Annotated in this window: 16 protein-coding genes; 10 read left to right on the forward strand and 6 right to left on the reverse strand. The window is 62.2% G+C overall.

Going from position 1 to position 18,596, the window contains the following annotated elements; genetic code table 11:
* The first annotated feature begins 31 nt into the window (after positions 1–31).
* Positions 32–874, forward strand: coding sequence for a TIGR02391 family protein (locus ACPXYO_RS03920; protein WP_423916809.1), 843 nt, complete (start codon positions 32–34; stop codon positions 872–874).
* Positions 875–1,049: 175 nt separating this feature from the next.
* On the opposite strand, the gene ACPXYO_RS03925 is transcribed toward ACPXYO_RS03920, so the two are convergent.
* Positions 1,050–2,006 (reverse strand): DUF4268 domain-containing protein, encoded by a 957-nt coding sequence (locus ACPXYO_RS03925; RefSeq protein WP_423916810.1) that lies wholly within the window; start codon positions 2,004–2,006, stop codon positions 1,050–1,052.
* Positions 2,007–2,585: 579 nt separating this feature from the next.
* Here ACPXYO_RS03925 and ACPXYO_RS03930 point away from each other — a divergent pair.
* The 5 genes from ACPXYO_RS03930 to ACPXYO_RS03950 all read left to right on the forward strand — a co-directional run bounded on the left by ACPXYO_RS03930 (position 2,586) and on the right by ACPXYO_RS03950 (position 9,091).
* Complete coding sequence (locus ACPXYO_RS03930) at positions 2,586–3,626, forward strand: GTPase-associated system all-helical protein GASH (RefSeq protein ID WP_423916812.1); 1,041 nt, start codon at positions 2,586–2,588, stop codon at positions 3,624–3,626.
* An 18-nt stretch (positions 3,627–3,644) separates the two neighbouring features.
* Entirely contained in the window at positions 3,645–4,679 is a 1,035-nt protein-coding gene (locus ACPXYO_RS03935; RefSeq protein ID WP_423916814.1) for a TRAFAC clade GTPase domain-containing protein, read from the forward strand.
* Entirely contained in the window at positions 4,676–5,515 is an 840-nt protein-coding gene (locus ACPXYO_RS03940; protein WP_423916816.1) for a hypothetical protein, read from the forward strand. Before ACPXYO_RS03935 ends, ACPXYO_RS03940 begins: the two co-directional genes overlap by 4 nt.
* Positions 5,512–8,463 carry a hypothetical protein gene (locus ACPXYO_RS03945; protein ID WP_423916818.1) on the forward strand — a complete coding sequence of 984 codons (2,952 nt, stop codon included), beginning with the start codon at positions 5,512–5,514 and terminating at the stop codon, positions 8,461–8,463. The genes ACPXYO_RS03940 and ACPXYO_RS03945 overlap by 4 nt, the downstream gene beginning before the upstream one ends.
* Positions 8,464–8,851: 388 nt before the next feature.
* Positions 8,852–9,091, forward strand: coding sequence for a type II toxin-antitoxin system HicB family antitoxin (locus ACPXYO_RS03950; RefSeq protein ID WP_423916820.1), 240 nt, complete (start codon positions 8,852–8,854; stop codon positions 9,089–9,091).
* Between the two features lie 78 nt (positions 9,092–9,169).
* On the opposite strand, the gene ACPXYO_RS03955 is transcribed toward ACPXYO_RS03950, so the two are convergent.
* From ACPXYO_RS03955 to ACPXYO_RS03965, 3 genes are all read right to left on the reverse strand, one after another.
* Positions 9,170–10,285, reverse strand: a complete 1,116-nt coding sequence (locus ACPXYO_RS03955) for a metallophosphoesterase (RefSeq protein WP_423916822.1) — start codon at positions 10,283–10,285, stop codon at positions 9,170–9,172.
* 186 nt (positions 10,286–10,471) lie between these two features.
* Positions 10,472–10,780 carry a type II toxin-antitoxin system PemK/MazF family toxin gene (locus ACPXYO_RS03960; RefSeq protein ID WP_423916823.1) on the reverse strand — a complete coding sequence of 103 codons (309 nt, stop codon included), beginning with the start codon at positions 10,778–10,780 and terminating at the stop codon, positions 10,472–10,474.
* Positions 10,777–11,025, reverse strand: a complete 249-nt coding sequence (locus tag ACPXYO_RS03965; RefSeq protein ID WP_423916825.1) for a ribbon-helix-helix domain-containing protein — start codon at positions 11,023–11,025, stop codon at positions 10,777–10,779. Before ACPXYO_RS03965 ends, ACPXYO_RS03960 begins: the two co-directional genes overlap by 4 nt.
* A 177-nt stretch (positions 11,026–11,202) precedes the next feature.
* Between ACPXYO_RS03965 and ACPXYO_RS03970 the strand changes: the two genes are divergently transcribed.
* The 3 genes from ACPXYO_RS03970 (at position 11,203) to ACPXYO_RS03980 (ending at position 12,961) form a co-directional block, all read left to right on the forward strand.
* Positions 11,203–12,075: a Fic family protein gene (locus ACPXYO_RS03970; protein ID WP_423916826.1), complete on the forward strand. Its 873-nt coding sequence runs from the start codon at positions 11,203–11,205 to the stop codon at positions 12,073–12,075.
* A 386-nt stretch (positions 12,076–12,461) separates the two neighbouring features.
* Entirely contained in the window at positions 12,462–12,635 is a 174-nt protein-coding gene (locus ACPXYO_RS03975) for a type II toxin-antitoxin system HicA family toxin (RefSeq protein WP_423916828.1), read from the forward strand.
* Entirely contained in the window at positions 12,635–12,961 is a 327-nt protein-coding gene (locus ACPXYO_RS03980; RefSeq protein WP_423916829.1) for a type II toxin-antitoxin system HicB family antitoxin, read from the forward strand. The genes ACPXYO_RS03975 and ACPXYO_RS03980 overlap by 1 nt, the downstream gene beginning before the upstream one ends.
* 43 nt (positions 12,962–13,004) lie before the next feature.
* On the opposite strand, the gene ACPXYO_RS03985 is transcribed toward ACPXYO_RS03980, so the two are convergent.
* Both ACPXYO_RS03985 and ACPXYO_RS03990 read right to left on the reverse strand, forming a co-directional pair.
* Positions 13,005–13,442 (reverse strand): ASCH domain-containing protein, encoded by a 438-nt coding sequence (locus tag ACPXYO_RS03985; RefSeq protein ID WP_423916831.1) that lies wholly within the window; start codon positions 13,440–13,442, stop codon positions 13,005–13,007.
* A gap of 479 nt (positions 13,443–13,921) precedes the next feature.
* Positions 13,922–14,929, reverse strand: coding sequence for a tyrosine-type recombinase/integrase (locus tag ACPXYO_RS03990; protein ID WP_423916833.1), 1,008 nt, complete (start codon positions 14,927–14,929; stop codon positions 13,922–13,924).
* A 481-nt stretch (positions 14,930–15,410) separates the two neighbouring features.
* Between ACPXYO_RS03990 and ACPXYO_RS03995 the strand changes: the two genes are divergently transcribed.
* Positions 15,411–18,596, forward strand: coding sequence for an Eco57I restriction-modification methylase domain-containing protein (locus tag ACPXYO_RS03995; RefSeq protein ID WP_423916835.1), 3,186 nt, complete (start codon positions 15,411–15,413; stop codon positions 18,594–18,596).

An 18,596-nucleotide genomic window follows, 5' to 3' on the forward strand; every position in this document is an offset into this window, starting at 1 on the left:
GCATTGGTCCTCTGGCCGACAAGGAGGAGTGGTGGGAGTCGCCGATCCAGCTGGAGCGCTCGACGTGGCGCAGAAGTTCATAGGGCTCCTTGAGGAGCACAAGCGATGCTTCGACCAGATCGACTCCTTCGAGGACCTATGGGCGGACGCCAAGGGTGATCACGGCAACGCGCAGGAACCGTTGCGCGAGCGACGAGACGATCTCAATGTGGCGATCTGGCGACGACTTCCCTTGGTAGAGGGCATCGCCAAGCAGGTTGACCCCGACTTCACGAACGCGTCGTTTCAGGAAGGCGCTAGAGGAACCCTGTGGTCTTGGCGCGAGGCGCACGCGTCAGCTCATCGGCTCGTCGGCATCCTTGAACGAACTACAGAAGAAGCCGCGATCTTGGGTCCCGGCGGCCCGAAGCTCGCAGCCGGGGGAATGCACAAGTGGGTCTGGAACGCAGCAGCAGACCTCTGGGACGGCGAGCATTACAGAGAGGCAGTCAATGCTGCCGCGGCGGCCGTGGAGCAACACACCCAGCTCAAGCTCGATCGGGGCGACCTAAACGGCGCTGATCTGTACACGCAAGCGTTCAAGGTCGACAAACCGGACGCCCAACCAGACAGCCGCCGGCTGCGCTTCGGGAACATCCAAGAGCGGACTTCCAACGGCGAACGGACCAAGAATTGGACATCGGCGCACGAGGGCGCGATGCACTTCGGTCGGGGTTGTGCACAAGGAATCCGAAACCTGAACGTGCACGGCACAGACAGACTCAACGAACAAGAGGCGCTGGGATACCTCGCTTCACTGAGCGTGCTGGCACGCTGGATCGATGACGCTGAGGTCCGCGAGCCAGCACAGCCGACTCAGCCCACGACACTCTGACCAGCGGTGACCAACTGGGCGAGTTCCGGAGTTGGGGGCCGCGCATTCTACGATGCAAGCATGCAGCGCCCTGACCTAAGGCTTTGGGCTCTGGCACCAATTCCGCGGAGCCGTAGCCTCGAGTTGTCCCAGACTCGATGCGAATCCGGATTTTGCCGGACTGTCTCTCGACTGCTCAGAGTTCGCCGAGGACCGGCTCGACAGCACTCCGCAGTTTCCCCAGGGTGAGCACCATCCAGGCGTAGGCGTCTGGCCACTGGTCTTCGTCGTCGATGGTGATCTCGGCGGGGAAGTAGGCACTCACACGAGATGCCCGCCTGTCTTCGAGCGGTGACCATTCCAAAGGTTCGCCGCAAGCCGTCTCGATGTCTACGCTGCGCGCTTCGAGAGCCGAGTACAAGTCGGCCGTGGCGTCTTTGTCGCCGGTGTCGACGTATGCCTCGACACGCAGGCGCGGGGCTCCGTCCAGCCGACAGAACGAAACGCCGAACGCCACTCCTAGACGCCGCTTGAAGCTCATCCACGAGTGCTTCGATGGCTTGCCCTGCCCGGCCCATCCTGGACTGTCCTCGCGGAACGCCGTCTGCGCCGCGGCCCAGAATCTGCGATAGAGCGCATTGCGCTCGCTGTCCTGGCGGTCCTTGGTCGCCCTGACGCTCTTAGACCAGTCGTCGGGCTGCACCACGACCTGCAGCTGCGGCGCAGGTATCGATTCGCCGATGCGCCATATCTCCAGGGCAAGCCCGAAGAAACCGCAGTCCTCAGTCGAGACCGAGTTCAGCCAGTTCAGCGCGGAGCGGTGATCGGGGCGGAACTTCTCGGTCAGCAGCACGGCGTAGCTCGCCTTGAGGCCGGCCGCGTAGGTGATGAGCTTGCCGAGGTGGTCATGGTTCGTCGAGCCGTACATGTTCTCCACGACCACGAGGCCGTCCGACGACAGGTCCCGCAGCACGAGGTCAGCGCTGAACTCGCCGACCTCGACCTCTCGGCCCTCCAGCTCGAGTTCCATCCCGAGGGCCTCGCTCAGCAGTTCGACATGCTCGGCCAGCCACGGCGTGAAGTCGCCGGCCTCGTCGGGCCACACATTGCGCACGGGGACATTCTCAAGTGTCCCGATCTCGTTCTCGCTCATCGACGCCCCCTCGCCCGGTCGCGTGTCCTGTCCCGCGAAACGAAGTTGCGAGACCAACTCGGCAGGGCCAGATCTTGCGACTGTCTAGTACGTTGACCGCAGCGGTGCGTCCCAAGATGAGAAGTACTTCGCCGCAGCAAGCCAGTCTTGAGAGCCGTCAGCGCAGCACCCTGATCAGGGCATACCGTCCAAACACGTTCCAGAATCGACGTTCGCACGTTCCCCGCCCATTCAACACGGAGCTGTGACTCGGGGCACATCTCAATAACGCTGACCCAATTGGGAGTCGGTTGTGGCCCCAATCTGAGATCGCCCCGCGCTCCGACCGGCAGTTCTGGCATAGACGCGTTCCACGGCGTTGCAACCTCGAGATCACTACCAGGCAGGACGCAGTTTCGCGCACGTCCCGGGCGATCCCGAATCGGCCTGCGGGTGCATATACCCAATGGGAGCACGGCGAACGCCCCCTGTTGCTGCGGGTAGGACCACCTCAAGGACAACGTTAGGAACCAACGTTCTTTCTGTGTTCCGGTAGCGTCACTTGGTGCCGCCTAGTTTCGCTTCAGCCGGAGGGATCGGATGTCAAACCAGGTCCTGCGAAAGCTCCTTCACGCAGGCTTGCTCTCCGCGCTCGGTGATGACGACCAGCGGCGAGAGCGGGCAGAGGCAGCGTCCGACCGTGTTGCCGAGTGGCTCGGCAGCGACGGCCGCTCCCAGTTGGCGGCATCGTTGATTCACTCGATTGACGAGTCGATCACGACGATCAACCATCCGGTCTTGAGCTTTGCTGACGAATGCCTGCTGGAGCAGTGGCCGTCGTTTCGCAATGCGTTCGCTGAGCCACCAGCTGAGCTCCTGCGAGCAACGGTGTTTCAAGCCGCCATCTCGGCGGCGGCTTCTGACCCGACACTCGAGGCCGTTCTCTCGTACGTGCTTCGGACAGCCGAGACGTTGAAGATCTCGGTAGGCAGATGGCAGGAGGTGGTGCGAGGTGAAGCCGAGAGGATCAACACGGCTGTCGAGAAGCGTTTGGAAGCCACATGGCTGCCCTCGCCGGCCGCAGGGAAGTTGCGAATGCCGCCGATGCCGGCATTGGAAGAATCTGGCGACGAGTCATCTGACTTGCGAGCTTTCGCGGAGAAAGTCGGTGGGAACCTCCGGTCGCAACTGGAGGCCCAGTGGGCCGTTGTCGGTGCGACCCAGTTGAGGGAGAGGCTGTTGTGGTGGCACCTCGCGGCGTACTCCGAGACTCTGAAGATGCGCTACGTCGAAGTGGAAGCCACCGCGATCCGCTGCATCGCTGCAGCGGTCGATGTTTGGAGACTGTCGCCCGCCATTGCTCCGCGCGCCGTCGAGCATCTTCTCACGGCCACTGTCGACTCCACCTGTGAAAGGCAAGTCGCCGTTTCATTCGTGGATTTGGTGGAAGCATGGCAGCAGATCACCTCCGACCACGAGTTCGGTGTCGTTGATGGTGGCCTCGTGCTGGCTGCGCTTTCAAGTGGCGACGCAAGTGTGACGGGCTCAACCCTTCCGGAGACTCTCACGGCTTGTGATGTCGCCGCGATTGTGTATCGAGATCTTCAAGTCCTCCGACTGCTCAACGAGACGAACAGTTGATCTGCAAGAGATGCGGCCTTGACGTCGATCGCTGATCCCTCACCCGAAGTGCCTGGTGGCGAACCGCTGGCTCACGGTCGGGCTCAAGCCGAGGCTCAAGATGTCGCCTTGGATCAGGCTGGTGGATGCACGAACCGGTACTGCTTTGCTCCTGATTCCAACTGCCATCTCGGTGAACTCGAGATTGCCAGTTGCATCAACTGGCAACAGGACATTCCGATCCAGTCCGCTCCGATGGTCGAAGGTGAACGCCCGCCTTGGTCTGGGCTGGCCCTCGGAACCGTGGATGCAGGCGGCGTCGCTGCAACTCGGCGGGCACGGGTAGTCGCGCTAGTCGGAGGTACCGGCGCCGGCAAGACCTCGCTTCTTACGGCCATATTCACTCGGCTTCGGCATGGAAGCCCCATCGGTGGCCTGCGCTTTGCTGGCTCGTACACACTCTTGGGATGGGATCAGGTCACCTACCTCGCCGCATTCCCTCCAGAGGGCACACGAGGATTCCCTCCGCACACCACGAGCGGCCGCGAGCCGGCGCTGCTCCATGTCCGCCTCGCGTCCGGCTCGAGGGCGTTCTGGGACATCTACTTCACTGACGCCCCCGGGGAGTGGTTTGAAGAATGGGCCTATGAACCTGTCGAGATGCCTGGGGCGCAATGGATATCTGAGCGTGCGGACATGTTCGTGCTTCTGTCCGATTCCGCTGCGTTGTCAGGCGAGTCACGCGGCGCAGCACGCAACGCATACCGCGTGCTGGCAAGCCGGGTCTCCTCGGTCGCGAATGGGCGCGAGGTCTACCCAGTTAGGGCGAAGTACGACCTGATGTCCACGGTTGCCGCCGAAATTGACGAAGCGCTCAACAAGACGGACATCGACCTCTTCGGGCAAACCGCCGCTCCTCTATCGGTGATCGCAGAATCTCCCGTGCCAGACGCACTCCATGTACTTGACGAGATCGTTCAACGGGTGACCGCTCCTGCACAGTTGTCCGTTACCGATCCAAGACTGTCTTCGGACCCGTTCCTCAGTTATCGCAGCCCTTTGGCCAAGACATGAGCTCAACAGGCGAATCCGAAACCCCGGCCGAGCTCACCCTCATCATCGGAGGACCCGGCAGTGGGAAATCAACGTATCTGGTGCAACTGTTCGGTCGCCTCCAAGAAGGCTCCAGCGCTTTCTCGCTCGTCGACGCGCCAGAGAGCCTTGGCCCGGTCAGAGACGGGCTGAACCGTCTCGCCCAAGGGTTGCCAGTTCGCCATACCTCAACCGGGGCGGAACTCATCCAAGAACTCAAGACCGTAAGGAACGACGGTGCGGAAGTGCGGGTGTCCATCCCCGACTACCCGGGCGAAGCCGTTGACGAACTGGTTGCTCGTCGCCGTGTTCCTTTCCGCTGGCGCGATCTGGCCGTGGAATCCGCTCGATGGCTGCTGTTCGTTCGGGTCGAGCAGATGCCCGACCTCCCTGGTTTGCCCGCACGCGAAGTGTCGACCCCAAGCTCCCCCGACCTGCAACGCGAACTGCCCATGGACATCCGGCTAGTCGAGCTGCTCCAGATCTTGCGCCACGAACGTCGACGGCGAAAGCCGTCTGCATCCGAGATGCCAGACCTAACGATCGTGATGTCGTGCTGGGATGAGATCTCAGATAAACCTGACGGCATTGCGCCGGCGTCCATCCTGCATGAGCGGGCACCGCTCATGCACTCGTATGCGGAAGCCAGCTGGGAGCCTGCCCGCTTGTCTGTCGTCGGGCTCTCGGCGCAAGGGCTTTCGCTCGAAGAGTCGAATCCGAACGCCCAGTTCATTGACCTCGGCCCCGAGTCGATGGGGTTCCTCGTGCGACAAGACGGGACGGTGACAGACGACCTCACTGAACTCTTGGCACGATGAGTGAGCGATTCGGGTGGGCAAGATTCGGCGATGTGAACGGCGGGCACAACCTGATCGATGCGAATGGCATTGAGAGCGATCTGCTCAGCGACATTCGCTGGCACACTGACCTGCCGCCTGCCGCACCGTCCGAATGGCCTGCGTTCTTCGCCGGCTACCCGATCGGGGACCAGTACGTCGTTCAGTTCACCCAGCCCGACACTCAAGCCAGCCGGCCCGGGATGGTCGCAACGACATTGGTCACGGTTGGCCTCAGCGAAGTTGGAAGGGTCGCGCTAGCAACCCTCCGACGGGCGTCTGCCCTGATCAGCGAACCCGCAGCCCCTCCGCACCGTCACGAACGCATAGACGGCCTCGGCGCTGTCTTGAACCTACTGGCGGGCTCAGGGCCGGCCTACTGGGTCGGAGACCCGACTTTCGGCCTACTGGTCGACCAACTCTGGGAAGTGCTGAATGCGGAAGATCGAGCGGCGCTCGTGTTCGGGGCGCTGTTCACGCCAACAAGCATTCCGTACCCACTGATCAGCGGAACAACGCACGGCGTCTACCGCGTGCCGGAGCATCTGCGCTCGAGATTCCAGACCAGATCGATAGTCAGCGCAGCGAATCCGCCTGTCGCCGGCGAGCCTGCCAGCGACATACTCGCTGGCAGGACGGGCATCGCAGCCGATCTCGGCATCGAAACACCATCGCTTCGCCAGTGGCTCCATCTCTCGAAGGCAAACCGCTACTACAACCAAGCTGGCATCTCGAATCCCGATGAGCTCCGGTCCTGCGCTCATCTCGTCATGCTGCTCGCCCCTGAGCCAGAAGACGGCCTGTCGATCAAACAGCGGTTGGGCACGATGATCGTCGAGTCAAGTGCGAGCGCTCCCTTCTCGCATATCCGAGGTCTTCGCAGTATCGAGCTCGACGATCTAGGCGTTCAGCTCAGGGACGCCATCGATCCGTGGGCAGATGCAGTGATTCGGGACCCAAACCGCATCGATGATCTCGAGGCCGCTTTGGCTGAGACGGCAGTCACCCCGTCGGATCCGCTCTCTTCCAAGTTGGAAGCCGCGCTAGCCGAGCAGATCGCAGCGAGCGGTCAGGCGATCATGGGCCACTTCGATGCTGCGCTGACTGTGGACAATCGAGCCGTATTCGCTGCGCTTGCCCGCCACCTTGACCGAACCCGGGGCGATTTGATGTTGGCATCCGTGAGCGCAATCGGTAGTCGAGATTGGACTCACGAGATTGCCCGACTTGAAGAGCTGCCCCTCTTCCACGCCAGCTCGTGCCCGACGGATGAGCCGATCGGTGCATTCAGCGCGCACCTATCAATCTCTGGACATTCGGCCGAGTCATGCGCGCGACTCGCAGCTAGGTGCAGGCCGCAGCACGTCGTATCGGCTGCGTGCGCCCTCGGGGCACCCGACCTCATCCCACTTGCTGCAAGAGCTGCTCTACAAGATGTTGACGCTCTCTTGCCGGCGCAGCCAGCCAACCGACACTGGCTGGACATCTGGGCGCATGCAGTTGACGGCGGTGCCGACCCATGGATCTGGCTCCAACCCGAGGAGGCTGTGGTGCCGGTTATCGACGCTCTCATGGACGGCAATCAGTCCATGGCGAGGATTCTGACCGAACTGAGTAAGCACGACGACATCGATCTCGCCACTTACCCCAGACGAACTGAAGCATGGGGCATCATCCAAGAACCAGCACGCTCCCGCCTGCTCCGCCGCACTGCGGTCACAATTGTCCTCGAGGGCACGGTGACCGACGACCTCGAGCCGGCGCTGCGCAGCGCTGTTCTCAGCGCTGACGTCATGGCACGAGCAGCAGCCTCGGATGTCTCAGCGGCAATCGATGCCCTTGAGACACTCGCTGCGCATGCGAACTCCGATATCGCCAAAGCTGTAGTCAAGGCAGCCGATCTCGGAGTCGATGCTGACCGGTTCGCTGACCTCATCGTTCACCGAAGCTGGACAGGGGCAGCACGCTACGTCATCCGCAAGGCCCCGGACAGGCCGGATCTCGCGTCGATTGAAGGCAAGTGCCGGCAGGTCTTCCTCATGACCGTGGTCGACTGGTTTGATGCCATGCTCGGTAGGTACCCGAAGCCAGTTCGCGCACGCCTCAGAAATGACACTCTGCCAGGAACGTTAGATGCGCTGATCGTCACAGCAATTCAGATAGAGCGAAAGGCTGTTCGGAAACACCTCGAGGATTGGAAGTCTTTACGCCACAAGAAGATCACCGTCGACGTCGGAACATTCGAAGGCGGCGAGCGGACGCTCCGCGTCGGAGTCATTGAGGTCGGTCAAGGCAACATCGGCGCAGCCACCATCACGACGATGGCCGTGGAAGGGCTGCAGCCGCAGATCGTTCTGATGGTGGGTGTGGCCGGCGGAGTCAAGGATGTCGATATCGGCGATGTGGTCGCATCGAGCAAGATCTACTGGGCCGAATCCGGCAAGAGTGAGGCCGATCATGAGGCACCACGACCTGACCATGGACCTGTTTCACAAGACCTGGTTCAGGTCGCCCGAGATGTTGCCGCAGACGACACATGGAAATCCCGACGGCTGAGCGAAGCCGACGCGGCCTCAGCACCCAAGGCGATAGTCGCTCCGATTGTGGCGGGCGAGCGCGTCGTCGGGTCCAGAGATTCTGCAGATGCACGCCGAATCAAGGAGACCTACGGCGATGCCGTCGCAGTCGACATGGAAGATATGGGCGTCGCCACCGCAGCAGACTGGACTGGATCTAAGTGTTTGGCGATACGGGCCATATCCGACCTCCTCGACGGCAAGGCAGAGGCGGACGCGGGCGGCAGCCAACCAATCGCCGCTGCCAATGCAGCTGCTTTTGCATTCGAACTGCTCGCGAGATTCCACCACTCGACCTTCGAAGACGCACCATTTGACGAAACTGGCCCACTCACCCAAGACCTCGACAGCTAGGTGCCCCAAGCAAGGCCGCTGCGTCATCCTGAGACCGTCCCCGAGGCAGGCCATCTGCTCATCGCTCGACTGCTGGGCGTCGATGGCGATGTGGTTCTCGCTGGTCGGTGGCTCGAGCAAGAAGAGGTGATGCTCTGGCCTCCGGTCCTGGCCACAACGCGTTCCGCGAATCGACCAAACGCGTTCCGCAAACCGTCGTAACGCGTTCCGCGGCCACCCAGCGGCATCTCGCTGACCTGCGAGAACACAGTTTCGCACCAACCCCACGAGGGCAATTCGCACACGTCCCCGAGAGGACGGCTGTCCGAAGTCTGCCCCTTTCGCAGCAGAGTTCGGCACGCCGTAGCGCTCGCGGCATCCTCGCCGAAGCTGACAAGATGGTTGAACCATGAAACCTGACGTGACCACCTTGGGACATCGCGTCGAAGTTGTGCAATCTGGCGAGTGGTGGGCGACTACGGTTCCTTCGCTTCGGGGCGTCTTCTCGCAAGCGAGACACCTCGACGAGGTGCCGGCGGCCGCTTGCGAGGCGATCGCCCTGATGCTCGATGTTGATCCTGCCGACGTGGGGCCGATCGACGTGCGTGTGCAGCGGCAGCAGGGTGGGGCTGAGCTTCTGGCCGGGTAGGGCCGTCGCCGGCAGCGTCGGCGGCATCGCGTCGTGGTTGCGGGCCTTCTCGGCGGGCCGGCAGACGATCGCCGGAGATCACCCGAGATCACCGACGGCGCTCACGAGGTCGATGATCCCGATCGAGGGGCGCACGCCGAATCGGAGCTGCGGGGCGTTGCCGCGCTCGCGGCCCACGCCGGTCGACACGTAGATCGGTGTCCCGTCCAGCTCATGCAGCCCGCCTGCGGCGACGTGCCTCGGCACGCTCGACAACGTCAGCGGCGGCCCGAGGATCGGCAACGAGACCTGCCCACCGTGGGTGTGGCCGGCTACCAGAAGATCGACAGGCGTCGCTTGCACCAACTCGATGGCGTCCGGCTTGTGCCCGACGAGGATCCGCACTCCGGCTTGCCCGTTGCCCGCGAGCCGCCGTGCCATCCGCCGAGCCGCCGCATCGTCGCCGAACAGCGTCGTGCCGCCGATGCTCACCGACACGCCCTTGAGCTCGAACGTGTCGAGCTCGTTGTCGAGCACCCTCGCACCGGTGCCCTCGGTGATCCGGCGGAGGCCCGCGACGGTGTCGGTGTTGCCGCTCACCAGGTACACGAGCGGCACATCGTCGACAATCCGCTCGATCAGCTGCGTGAATTGCGGTGCTCGCTCGTCCAGCAATTCGGCATCGAACTGGTACAGGTCGCCGGGCACCAGGACGATGTCGGGCGCGAAGCCGAGCAGACGTTCGGTCGCATCGCGCTCGTAGTCGCCGACCGCGGTGGTCTGCAGATCAGCCAGCACGCCGATCCGGATCCGTTCATCGACGTCGTCGACCGCAAGCCCCACGGCGTCCACCTTCAACCAGAAGGGCTCCACATAGGTCGCGTAGACGCCGACCGGGACGGCGGCCACGGCGATGACGCAGACGGCGGTGATCGCCCGTGGGCGCGGGCGGGCCCCCAGCAGCACGATGCCGCCCGCCAGCGGCACCCCCACGGTCCCCACGACATAGGCGACATGGATCAGCGTGAACCCGTCCACACCGGTGATGAGCAGCGCCCCGACGCTCAACAGGACCGTGCCCACCAATCCCACGCCCGCAGCACGCCCGACAACCCGTCCGCTGCGCAGGCATGCACGCAGCCACCGCACCGAGAAGATCCCCGAGACGGCCCCCACCAGCACACCAGCCGCAACGCAGTAGTAGTTCAAGAGCACCGGCTGCACGACCCCGAATCAGCAGAGTGTCACAGATGTGTCGCACCGACCAGCCGGAGCCGGGGGACGAGGTGAAGGCGGAACGTCGCTTTCGAAGGTCTTCGGGCTGCGCTGACGAGAGTGATCGGCGAGGCCGCTGAAGGATGCCGTGTCGTCCCTCATCCACGACGTGGCTCACCTAGAGGGTCAGCAGTCGGCGAGCGCTTCCAGGGCGCTGCATATCTCGACGTAGCGCCATCCGACGCTTCCGATGCGCTCGGTGAGGAACGACTTGTTGATCGGTTGCAGGTTGTCGAACGACGCTGCGCACTCGTCGCTCAGTCCCTCTGCGGGTCCGAGCTGGATCTCTGTGGGAATTGAGCGCACCGTGCGCGTGACCGGAGCGACGATGATCCACCTCAGCACTGCGATGGCATCTGTCCGGGTCACTACCAAGACCGGCCGTCGTTTGTCCTCGGCTTCTGCCCACCAGATGTCGCCTCGTGCGGGCGTCACCACGGCTCATCGGCGATCATTGCCGCCGTGGCTGCGTCGGACCATCCGACGTCGTGTTCGGTCTGCGGATGGCGGAGGTAACCGTCCACGATGACCTTGCCGATCCGCCGTCTGCGGTGCTCATCAACCAGCCATGTGAGTCCACGCCGCACCGCGTCGGAGCGAGACTCGAATTCGCCGGCAGCGACGAGGTCGTCAACTTGGGCGGCAAGATCGTCATCGATGCGCGTAACGAGTTGCGTCATGCAAGAAGCATAGCGAGATGCAATGTTCCGGCGCGCAGACGTCCGACGGCTGACACGCAACGCGCTGCCCACGGCTTCACCAGCTACACCAGCTTCGAAGCCCGCGGCATCCTCTCGACATGATCAACCCCGCCGAGCCGTCGCTTCGTCGGGATCGAGGGACTGCGAGAACCGCTGGTGTCTGTGCTGATAGCCGAACGCACCGGCGCCGGCGGTGCCGCCGGATGGGTGGCCGACAACCTCGCTGTCATCGACGCTGCCCTCGCCAGTGCGCATGAGCCGCTCAGCGTGGAGGTGCTGCACGGCTGGCACGCCCGCCTCATGCGCAACAGCAACCTGGACCCCGAGCTGATCGGGGCGTTCCGTCCCAGAGTCGGCTGGGTCGGCGGCAGCTCACCGCTCACGGCGACGTACATCCCCCCGCCGCCGAGCGAGATCCCCGGCCTGATCGACGATCTCATCGGCTTCGCGAACGACCGGATCGACGTGGACCCGATCTCCCACGCGACGATCCTGCACGCCCAGTTCGAGGCGATCCATCCCTACGGCGACGGCAACGGCCGACTCGGCCGGATACTCATCACCAGAGCCCTGCGACGAGCGGGCCTGACCCGCCATTCGACGGTGCCGATCAGCGTCGCGATCGCACGAGACGCCGGCGGCTACCTGTCGGGACTGCATCTGTTCGAGCTAGGCAGGACCGGCCCGTGGATCGCCTGGTTCGCTGGCGTCGCGCAACATGCCGCAGCAATCACCGATCAGCTCGCTGACCGCACACGCCACATCATCGACTCGTGGCAGGACAGGCTGAGCGGACTGCGCGCCGACAGCGCAGCACTGGCGCCGGTGCCGCTGCTGGTCGCTCACCCCCTCCAGAGCGCTCCCGACACCGCTGCCCTGCTGCACATCAGCAGACCCGCCGCGAGAACCGCGCTGCGGTCCCTCGCCGACCGCGGCATCCTCACCGCCGTCGAGGCCCCCACACCCGGCGTAGGCCGCAACCGCGACTGGTACGCCGCCTACGACCTCATTGACACCTGGACGCACTGACCGCGCACTCCCCGGGACGCTGATCGCCTCGGTCTCACCGATGACATGCAGCTGCGACGACGGCCGGTGGATGCGGGCCGACTCTTCGACGTGTCCGCTGTATTGGGTTTATAGCGCTTTTGGTTTCAGAACAAATTCCCTATAAAGCTTGCAAAGTCGCCCTTCGCGGGCCAACCGACCGCAGCGCCAGTGCCGGGATGGCGATGCGCGGCATGACCCGTCGCACTTCGACCGCCTGTCACACCCTCATGGCTATGGTGACGGGCAACGGGAGGCGCGGAACCCACCGCTTGCGCAGGGGAACCTGAGCACTCGGCCCTGAGCCGACTTCAGGCGGACCGGCCTCCCGTCTCGCGCGTCATGTGCGCCCATCGGGAAATGCAGCCGTGACCACGCTCCACGCCGCTGGACATCGTGAGCGACCCACTTGCAGCCACCGACAATTTCGCCATCCTGACCAGCCGGGCATGGTCACGATCCCGGGTAGTTTGGAGGATGCGGTGCCGAGGGGTACGTGGCTCAACATCTTGAGACAAGCAGGCCTCCGCCGGAGTTCGTGATGAAGCTGACCTACGCAGTGGTCATTGAGCAGATCTCGAACAACTGCGGTGCCTACGCGCCAGACGTTCCGGGATGCATCAGCACCGCCGAGACCCCCGATGAGATGCTCGCGAACATCCGCGAGGCGCTCGCGTTCCACCTCGATGGCTTGGCCCGCAGCGGCGACCCTGTGCCGGTGCCTGCGATGTCCGTCGACGATGCCATCGCGTACCACGTCCAGGCCCTCGCCGATTCGGACGCGGAGTTGCTGGCTGACTACGGCGACGCCGCGGCGACGCTCTCGACTCGGTTCGAAACGGTCGAAGTCGAGATCTCAACCCCTTAAGCGACTCTCGCTGGCTGACGCCAATCTGGCCCCTCGCCGATCTCTACGCTGCCAGCAGACGCTTGCGCTGGGCGTGGCACACACAGGCGAGCTTCTGGGGCGGGCGAAAGTCGTGAGCCTGCCGAAGCGTGTGTAGGGGTATCGGGGTGGCCAGCGGCTCGGGGCACTCCAGCAACAGCGCCACGCCGCAATCGCGGCCTTCGAGGTAAGCGTCGAATTCAGTCTTGGACAGGGCGGTGTCGACGCCGTGCAAATGCCACAGCTCGTCGGTTGAGTACCGGGCAACACTTCGGACCACACATGTGCCGACGAGCGCTCGCGCACTGCCCGATGCGTACAGCAGCGCGAGCGTCGGGATGGTGATGCGCGGCATGACTCGTCGCACTTCGACCGTCTTGGTGCCGGCCAAGATCGCCTGGGCGAACCTCGGCTTCAGCGAGAGCACCAGCGCCCGTGCAGGATCGAGCAAGAGTTCAGTCATGGGCGGCGGGTCATGTTGCAGGTGTTCTCCCGTGTGACTGGGGTCCCTGACTTCGTTCCAGCTTGACCGACAATCGGATCACCGTCACCGGCGTTGAGGTTAGACGCCGCCGTCTTTGGGCACGAAATCTCAGTCCAGTGAGGCCGGATGCGCATGGTCCGATTGGGAATTCGTGGTGATGGGAGCTAGCAAGCAATTGCGTCGAATACGGGCTAAATCATCGAGAGAAACACTCAATGAGGACTTGTTCTCGTGCCTGTACACGGGCAAAATCGCGGCGAGGATAATTGCCGTTATCCATGACCTTGAGTCCCCTTGGTAGGCCGATTCCGCAACGAAGCAACGCTAGCGCGAGCCTTCCGAGCCAGAGTCCCAATCCCGACGAGCGGAAGACCTAGTCACGGTTCGCTGCGTCCGGTTGACGAGCCGTAGGTGCTGCGCGCGGAGCCGTTCTGCGTGGATCAGGTTGCCTGAGGCGGTTAGCGGGGGTCCCGCGGGTAGTCATAGAACTGCGCGACAGCGCCTCGGTCGGCGGTCTCATTGCGGGTGTAGTGCGCGGGCATCGTCGGGGAACGCCATCGTCCCGCGGTCATCAGACTGGGCAGTTCGACGCCTATTCGTGCAAGGTCCTGAGCCATGCCGACACGTGGCGAGTGTCCGCTGAAACCGTCGCCCAGGCCGGCCCCCAAGGCTGCCTTCTTGATCCGAAGCGAGATCTGATTCGGGCTGAGTTCGAACACCCGGAGTCCCGCTGGGGCGCCGTTACGAATCGACGCAAGGGCCGCCATGGTCTGCGTCGACACGAACACCACAGCACCTTCGCCGTCGGGGTCGGTCTTCGAGCGTCGAATTAGCAGTCGCCCGCTGCCATCAGGCACCGTCTCGATGTCGCTCCAGGTCAGCGCGGCGCACTCAGAGACCCTGAGCATCGCGTCGCGCATGAGCCTCACGAGAGCGATGTCGACACTTCCTCTCCTCGCGGCAGCCTGTGCGCTCTCTCGTCTGCCGTTCTTTCCGAGACGCGGCCGGCAGGCGGTGGCTGCGATTGCATCGAGTGCATCCGCCGTGAGGCCCTTCGCCTGCTTCTGAGCCTTGCCGGCTACTCGAGTCGCTCCCCTGAGGGTTCTCTTGACGTCCGGATGACTGCACGGGTTCGCGAGGCCGCAGTTGTTGTGGACGTAAGCGATCGCAGCAGCGGCCACGCGCAGCGTGGCCGGCTTGTGCCCGCGCTGCTCAAAGCGTTCGGCCAAGTACGCAGCAACATGCTCGGGCTTGGCAGGAATTGCTGGGACTCTCCGAGCAGTGGCCCAGGTGACGAAGCTGCGCCATTGACTTCTGTAGCTACGGATCGTGTTGTGCGTGATCTCGTGGCAAAACAGTCCACTCAGATTCTCCGCATCGGATTCTGTGAGGAGAACAACATCGGAGGTTGCCTTGTATCCGGGGCGTCTATCGGACGAGTTTCGAATCAATTGCTCGCTGGTCACAACCACACTGCCGCGGACGACTTCTTGCCAGCAACTGCCGCGCCGGGGAGCAGCCTGCCCCGTCGGATCCTCGAATGTCGATAGACGGAGCGCTTCCGATTCTTCGCAAGAGCCGTTGGCTTTGTTGATCCGAGTGGCTTCGACTGGCGGCACTGACCGGTCCACACACGCAAGCTCCGAATCGGACGCTCGCCCACGGGGTCTTGTCATGGAACGATCCCGCAAGCGCTCGATCTTCGCGAATGCCACTGACGGTATGCAATATCCCGACAATTGCATGTAGTCATACAAGGTCAGAACTTATGGGATAACGGCAATTTCACACTGCAGCCGGCTGCGGCGCCGAACTGCAGTTGACCGGAATGCCTGGCGATCTGGCAGAAGCGGCCACAGGGGTCGAGTTCGATCCGTCAGCCGACCCGGTGCTGTGCTCGCCACTTGAGGAACGCCGACAGCACTGCTTGGTCAAGCGGGGCAGGCGGTGATCGAGCAGGAGCTGCGGCAGCTGTTGCAGCAGGGTGACTTCGGGTCGCTGTTTCGCAGGATGGGCTGGGACGATCCTGGGGCCATCGGGACCGTGCAGGTGGAGGAGAGCGACCTCGAGCCGACGGCGGTTGCCGACAAGCGGGGCGTGACAGCGTGGCTAGTGGCGTGTCCCGCTGGTGTGCCGCAGCGTTCGGAGCAGCATCGGGTCGTGCGGCGGCTCAAGCGGTTCAGCCGTGACCAGCTCGTGGTATTCGTATCGCCAGCCCAGCACCTGTGGCTGTGGCCGGAGCAGCGGTCCAGCGGAGTCGGGCACCGCCTCGTGGATCATGAGTACCCCTCGGTGGCGCCAACCGACGCGTTGTTGCAGCGGCTCGTTCAAGCAAGTTTCACCCTTGATGAAGAGGACGGGCTCACCGCGACGTCGGTGCTCGCCCGGATTCGACGCTCGTTCAACGCCGACAAGGTCACCAAGTCGTTCTACCGGGAGTTCCAGAAGCATCACAAGGAATTCGTTTCCGAGGTCGAGGGCATATCGACGGTCGCGAACCGACGCTGGTACGTGTCAGTGCTCCTGAACAGGTTGATGTTCATCTACTTCATCCAGCAGAAGCGGTTTCTGGACGGGGATCAGAACTACCTTCGGAATCGGCTGTGGTCCGTTCGCGAGCAGTTCGGCGAGGACCGCTTCTACGCCTTCTACCGCGAGTTCTTGTTGCCGTTGTTCCACGAAGGACTCGGCAGTCCGAGCACTGACTACTCCGGGATCGAGGCCGGAAACCTGATCGGCGATGTCCCGTATGTGAACGGCGGGATCTTCGAGCCCCACAGGCTGGAGAAGACGCATCTGATCGAGGTGCCGGACAAAGCGTTTGAGTCGCTGTTCGAGTTCTTTGAGGTTTGGCGTTGGCACCTGGATGAGCGGCCGATGGGCGAATCGAATGAGATCAACCCCGACATCCTCGGGTTCATCTTCGAGCAGTACATCAACTTCAACGAAGCCGGCCAGAAGGAGAACGGCGCCTACTACACCAAGCCCGACGTGACTGGCTACATGGCTTCCTCGACGATCCTGCCTGCGCTCGCGGACCGGTTTGCCGGTGCCGGTTTGGAGGAACCGTCCGTCCTTCTGAGCGGTTCCGACGACTCCTACATTCACGACAGCGTCCTGCACGGGGTGGACGATCCGCTACCGGAGGATTGGGACAACGGCGACGAGGAGCCATCCGACAGTTTGTCCCTTCCTGGGGAACGTTGGTGCGACATCGTGCACCGCCGCGAACGCTGCGCGCGACTTCGAGAGATTCTCTCGGATCAGGGTCGCTCGTGGAGCATTGACGATGCCGTAACAGAGAATCTGGATCTTCGGGAGCTGATGGTGGACTATCTGAGCCTGCTCGCCAGTGCCGACGAATGCGACCAAGCGTTCGAGGTGCTCCAGTCGCTGACGGTGTGTGATCCCACGGTTGGCTCGGGAGCGTTCTTGTTCGCTGCTCTTGAGGTACTTGACCCCCTATACGAGACAGTTCTCGGACGCGCGGCCGAATTACACGGCAAAGACGATGCCGACGCAATGGCTGAGTGTCTAGCCGAAGCGCGTCGACACCACAGCGAGCGCTACTGGATGCTCAAGACCCTGTGCCTCAACAACCTGTACGGCGTCGACCTGATGGATGAGGCACCCGAGATCGCGAAGCTCAGGCTCTTCTTGAAGCTCGCAGCGCAGATTGACGACAAGAGCCACATCGAACCCTTGCCTGATCTTGACTTCAACATCAAAGTCGGAAACTTGCTCGTGGGGATTAAGGACCAACGAGATGCTGAGTTAAGGCTGAACGCGGGTCAGTTGGATCTCGGAGGTAAGATCGCCGAGATTAGGTTGCTGACTGAAAGCGTCGCAAATGCATTCGAATCTTTCACAATCGCCCAGTCGACGGATACCGGCACATCTGAACACGCTTCGGCGAAGCAATTCCTAAACGCTCAACTTGAAGCGGCGCGTAAGTTGGCAGATGTCTTACTTCACAGTAAGCGATCTGACGCAACTAGCGTCAACTTTGACGATTGGAAACAGTCCCATCAACCGTTTCACTGGTTCGTCGAATTTCCAAGCGCTTGGAGAAGCGGGGGGTTCGACGTCGTAGTCGGAAATCCACCATATGTTGCAGTTGCGAAGATCACGAACTATGCGTGGGTGGGTTACAGATCTCAGCCTTGTCGCAATCTCTACGCACCGTCCCTTGAGCGTGCTTCGACGCTCGTCAAAGATGCTGGTCGCATGTCGATGGTGGTAATGCACTCACTCAGTTACAACAAGGATTTTGGTCCACTCCGAGAGTTCCTTTCTGAGCACTTTTCGACTACGTGGGTATCTTCATACTCACGCATGCCGGATGGTCTCTTTAGCGGATCAGCGAGAGTGCGCAATAGCATTCTTATTGGTACTCGAACCATTCCGCGTGGGTTATTCACTTCGTCATGTCGTCGTTGGCTGACTGAACGTCGGCCTCACCTATTTTCTACTACCGAGTATGTCAAGCCGCCTGACACCATGAGGATTCTAAGAGGACGGAGTGTCTGGCCGTTCGTAGACTCAAACGCGGTTGCTATCGCATTCGGCAAGCTAATGTCGACCAATGACCCATTGTCGGCATCAATTGTAGCTGCTTCGGATCATCGGTTGGTCTACAAGAAGACGGCCCAGTACATGATGGGTGTATCTGATAAGCCTTTTCCAACAAGCGGAGCCGATGAGCACCAAAATTCAGGCCAGTTCTCCTTTGAGAGCCCGAGTCAACGAGATGCGGCCCTACTGATATTGGCGGGCCGTTGGGGTTACTTGTGGTGGCTAATTTACTCAGATGAGTTCAACGTCACTGATGGGGTGCTCGCGGCATTCCCTGGTGGATTGAACCGGTTGTTGGCGAAAGGTAGTACTGACCACGCGGGCTTTACCGCTGCGCAGAGGATCTATGATTTTGCATCGGCGCTCAAGAGCGAGATGCCAAGACACACAGCGTGGAAACTAAACGCTGGGGTGCGGGTAGGTCGCTACAACATGTTGGAATGTCGTGCAATTACCGATGAGGCTGATTTGTTTCTGGCCCAAGCTTGGGGGATCGAGGATACATTTGGCGAGGCTGGCAATCTGCGCGATCGAACAATCTTCGGCAACAAGGCATAG

The organism is Candidatus Poriferisodalis sp., from assembly GCF_965237655.1.
Lineage (GTDB): Bacteria > Actinomycetota > Acidimicrobiia > Acidimicrobiales > Poriferisodalaceae > Poriferisodalis.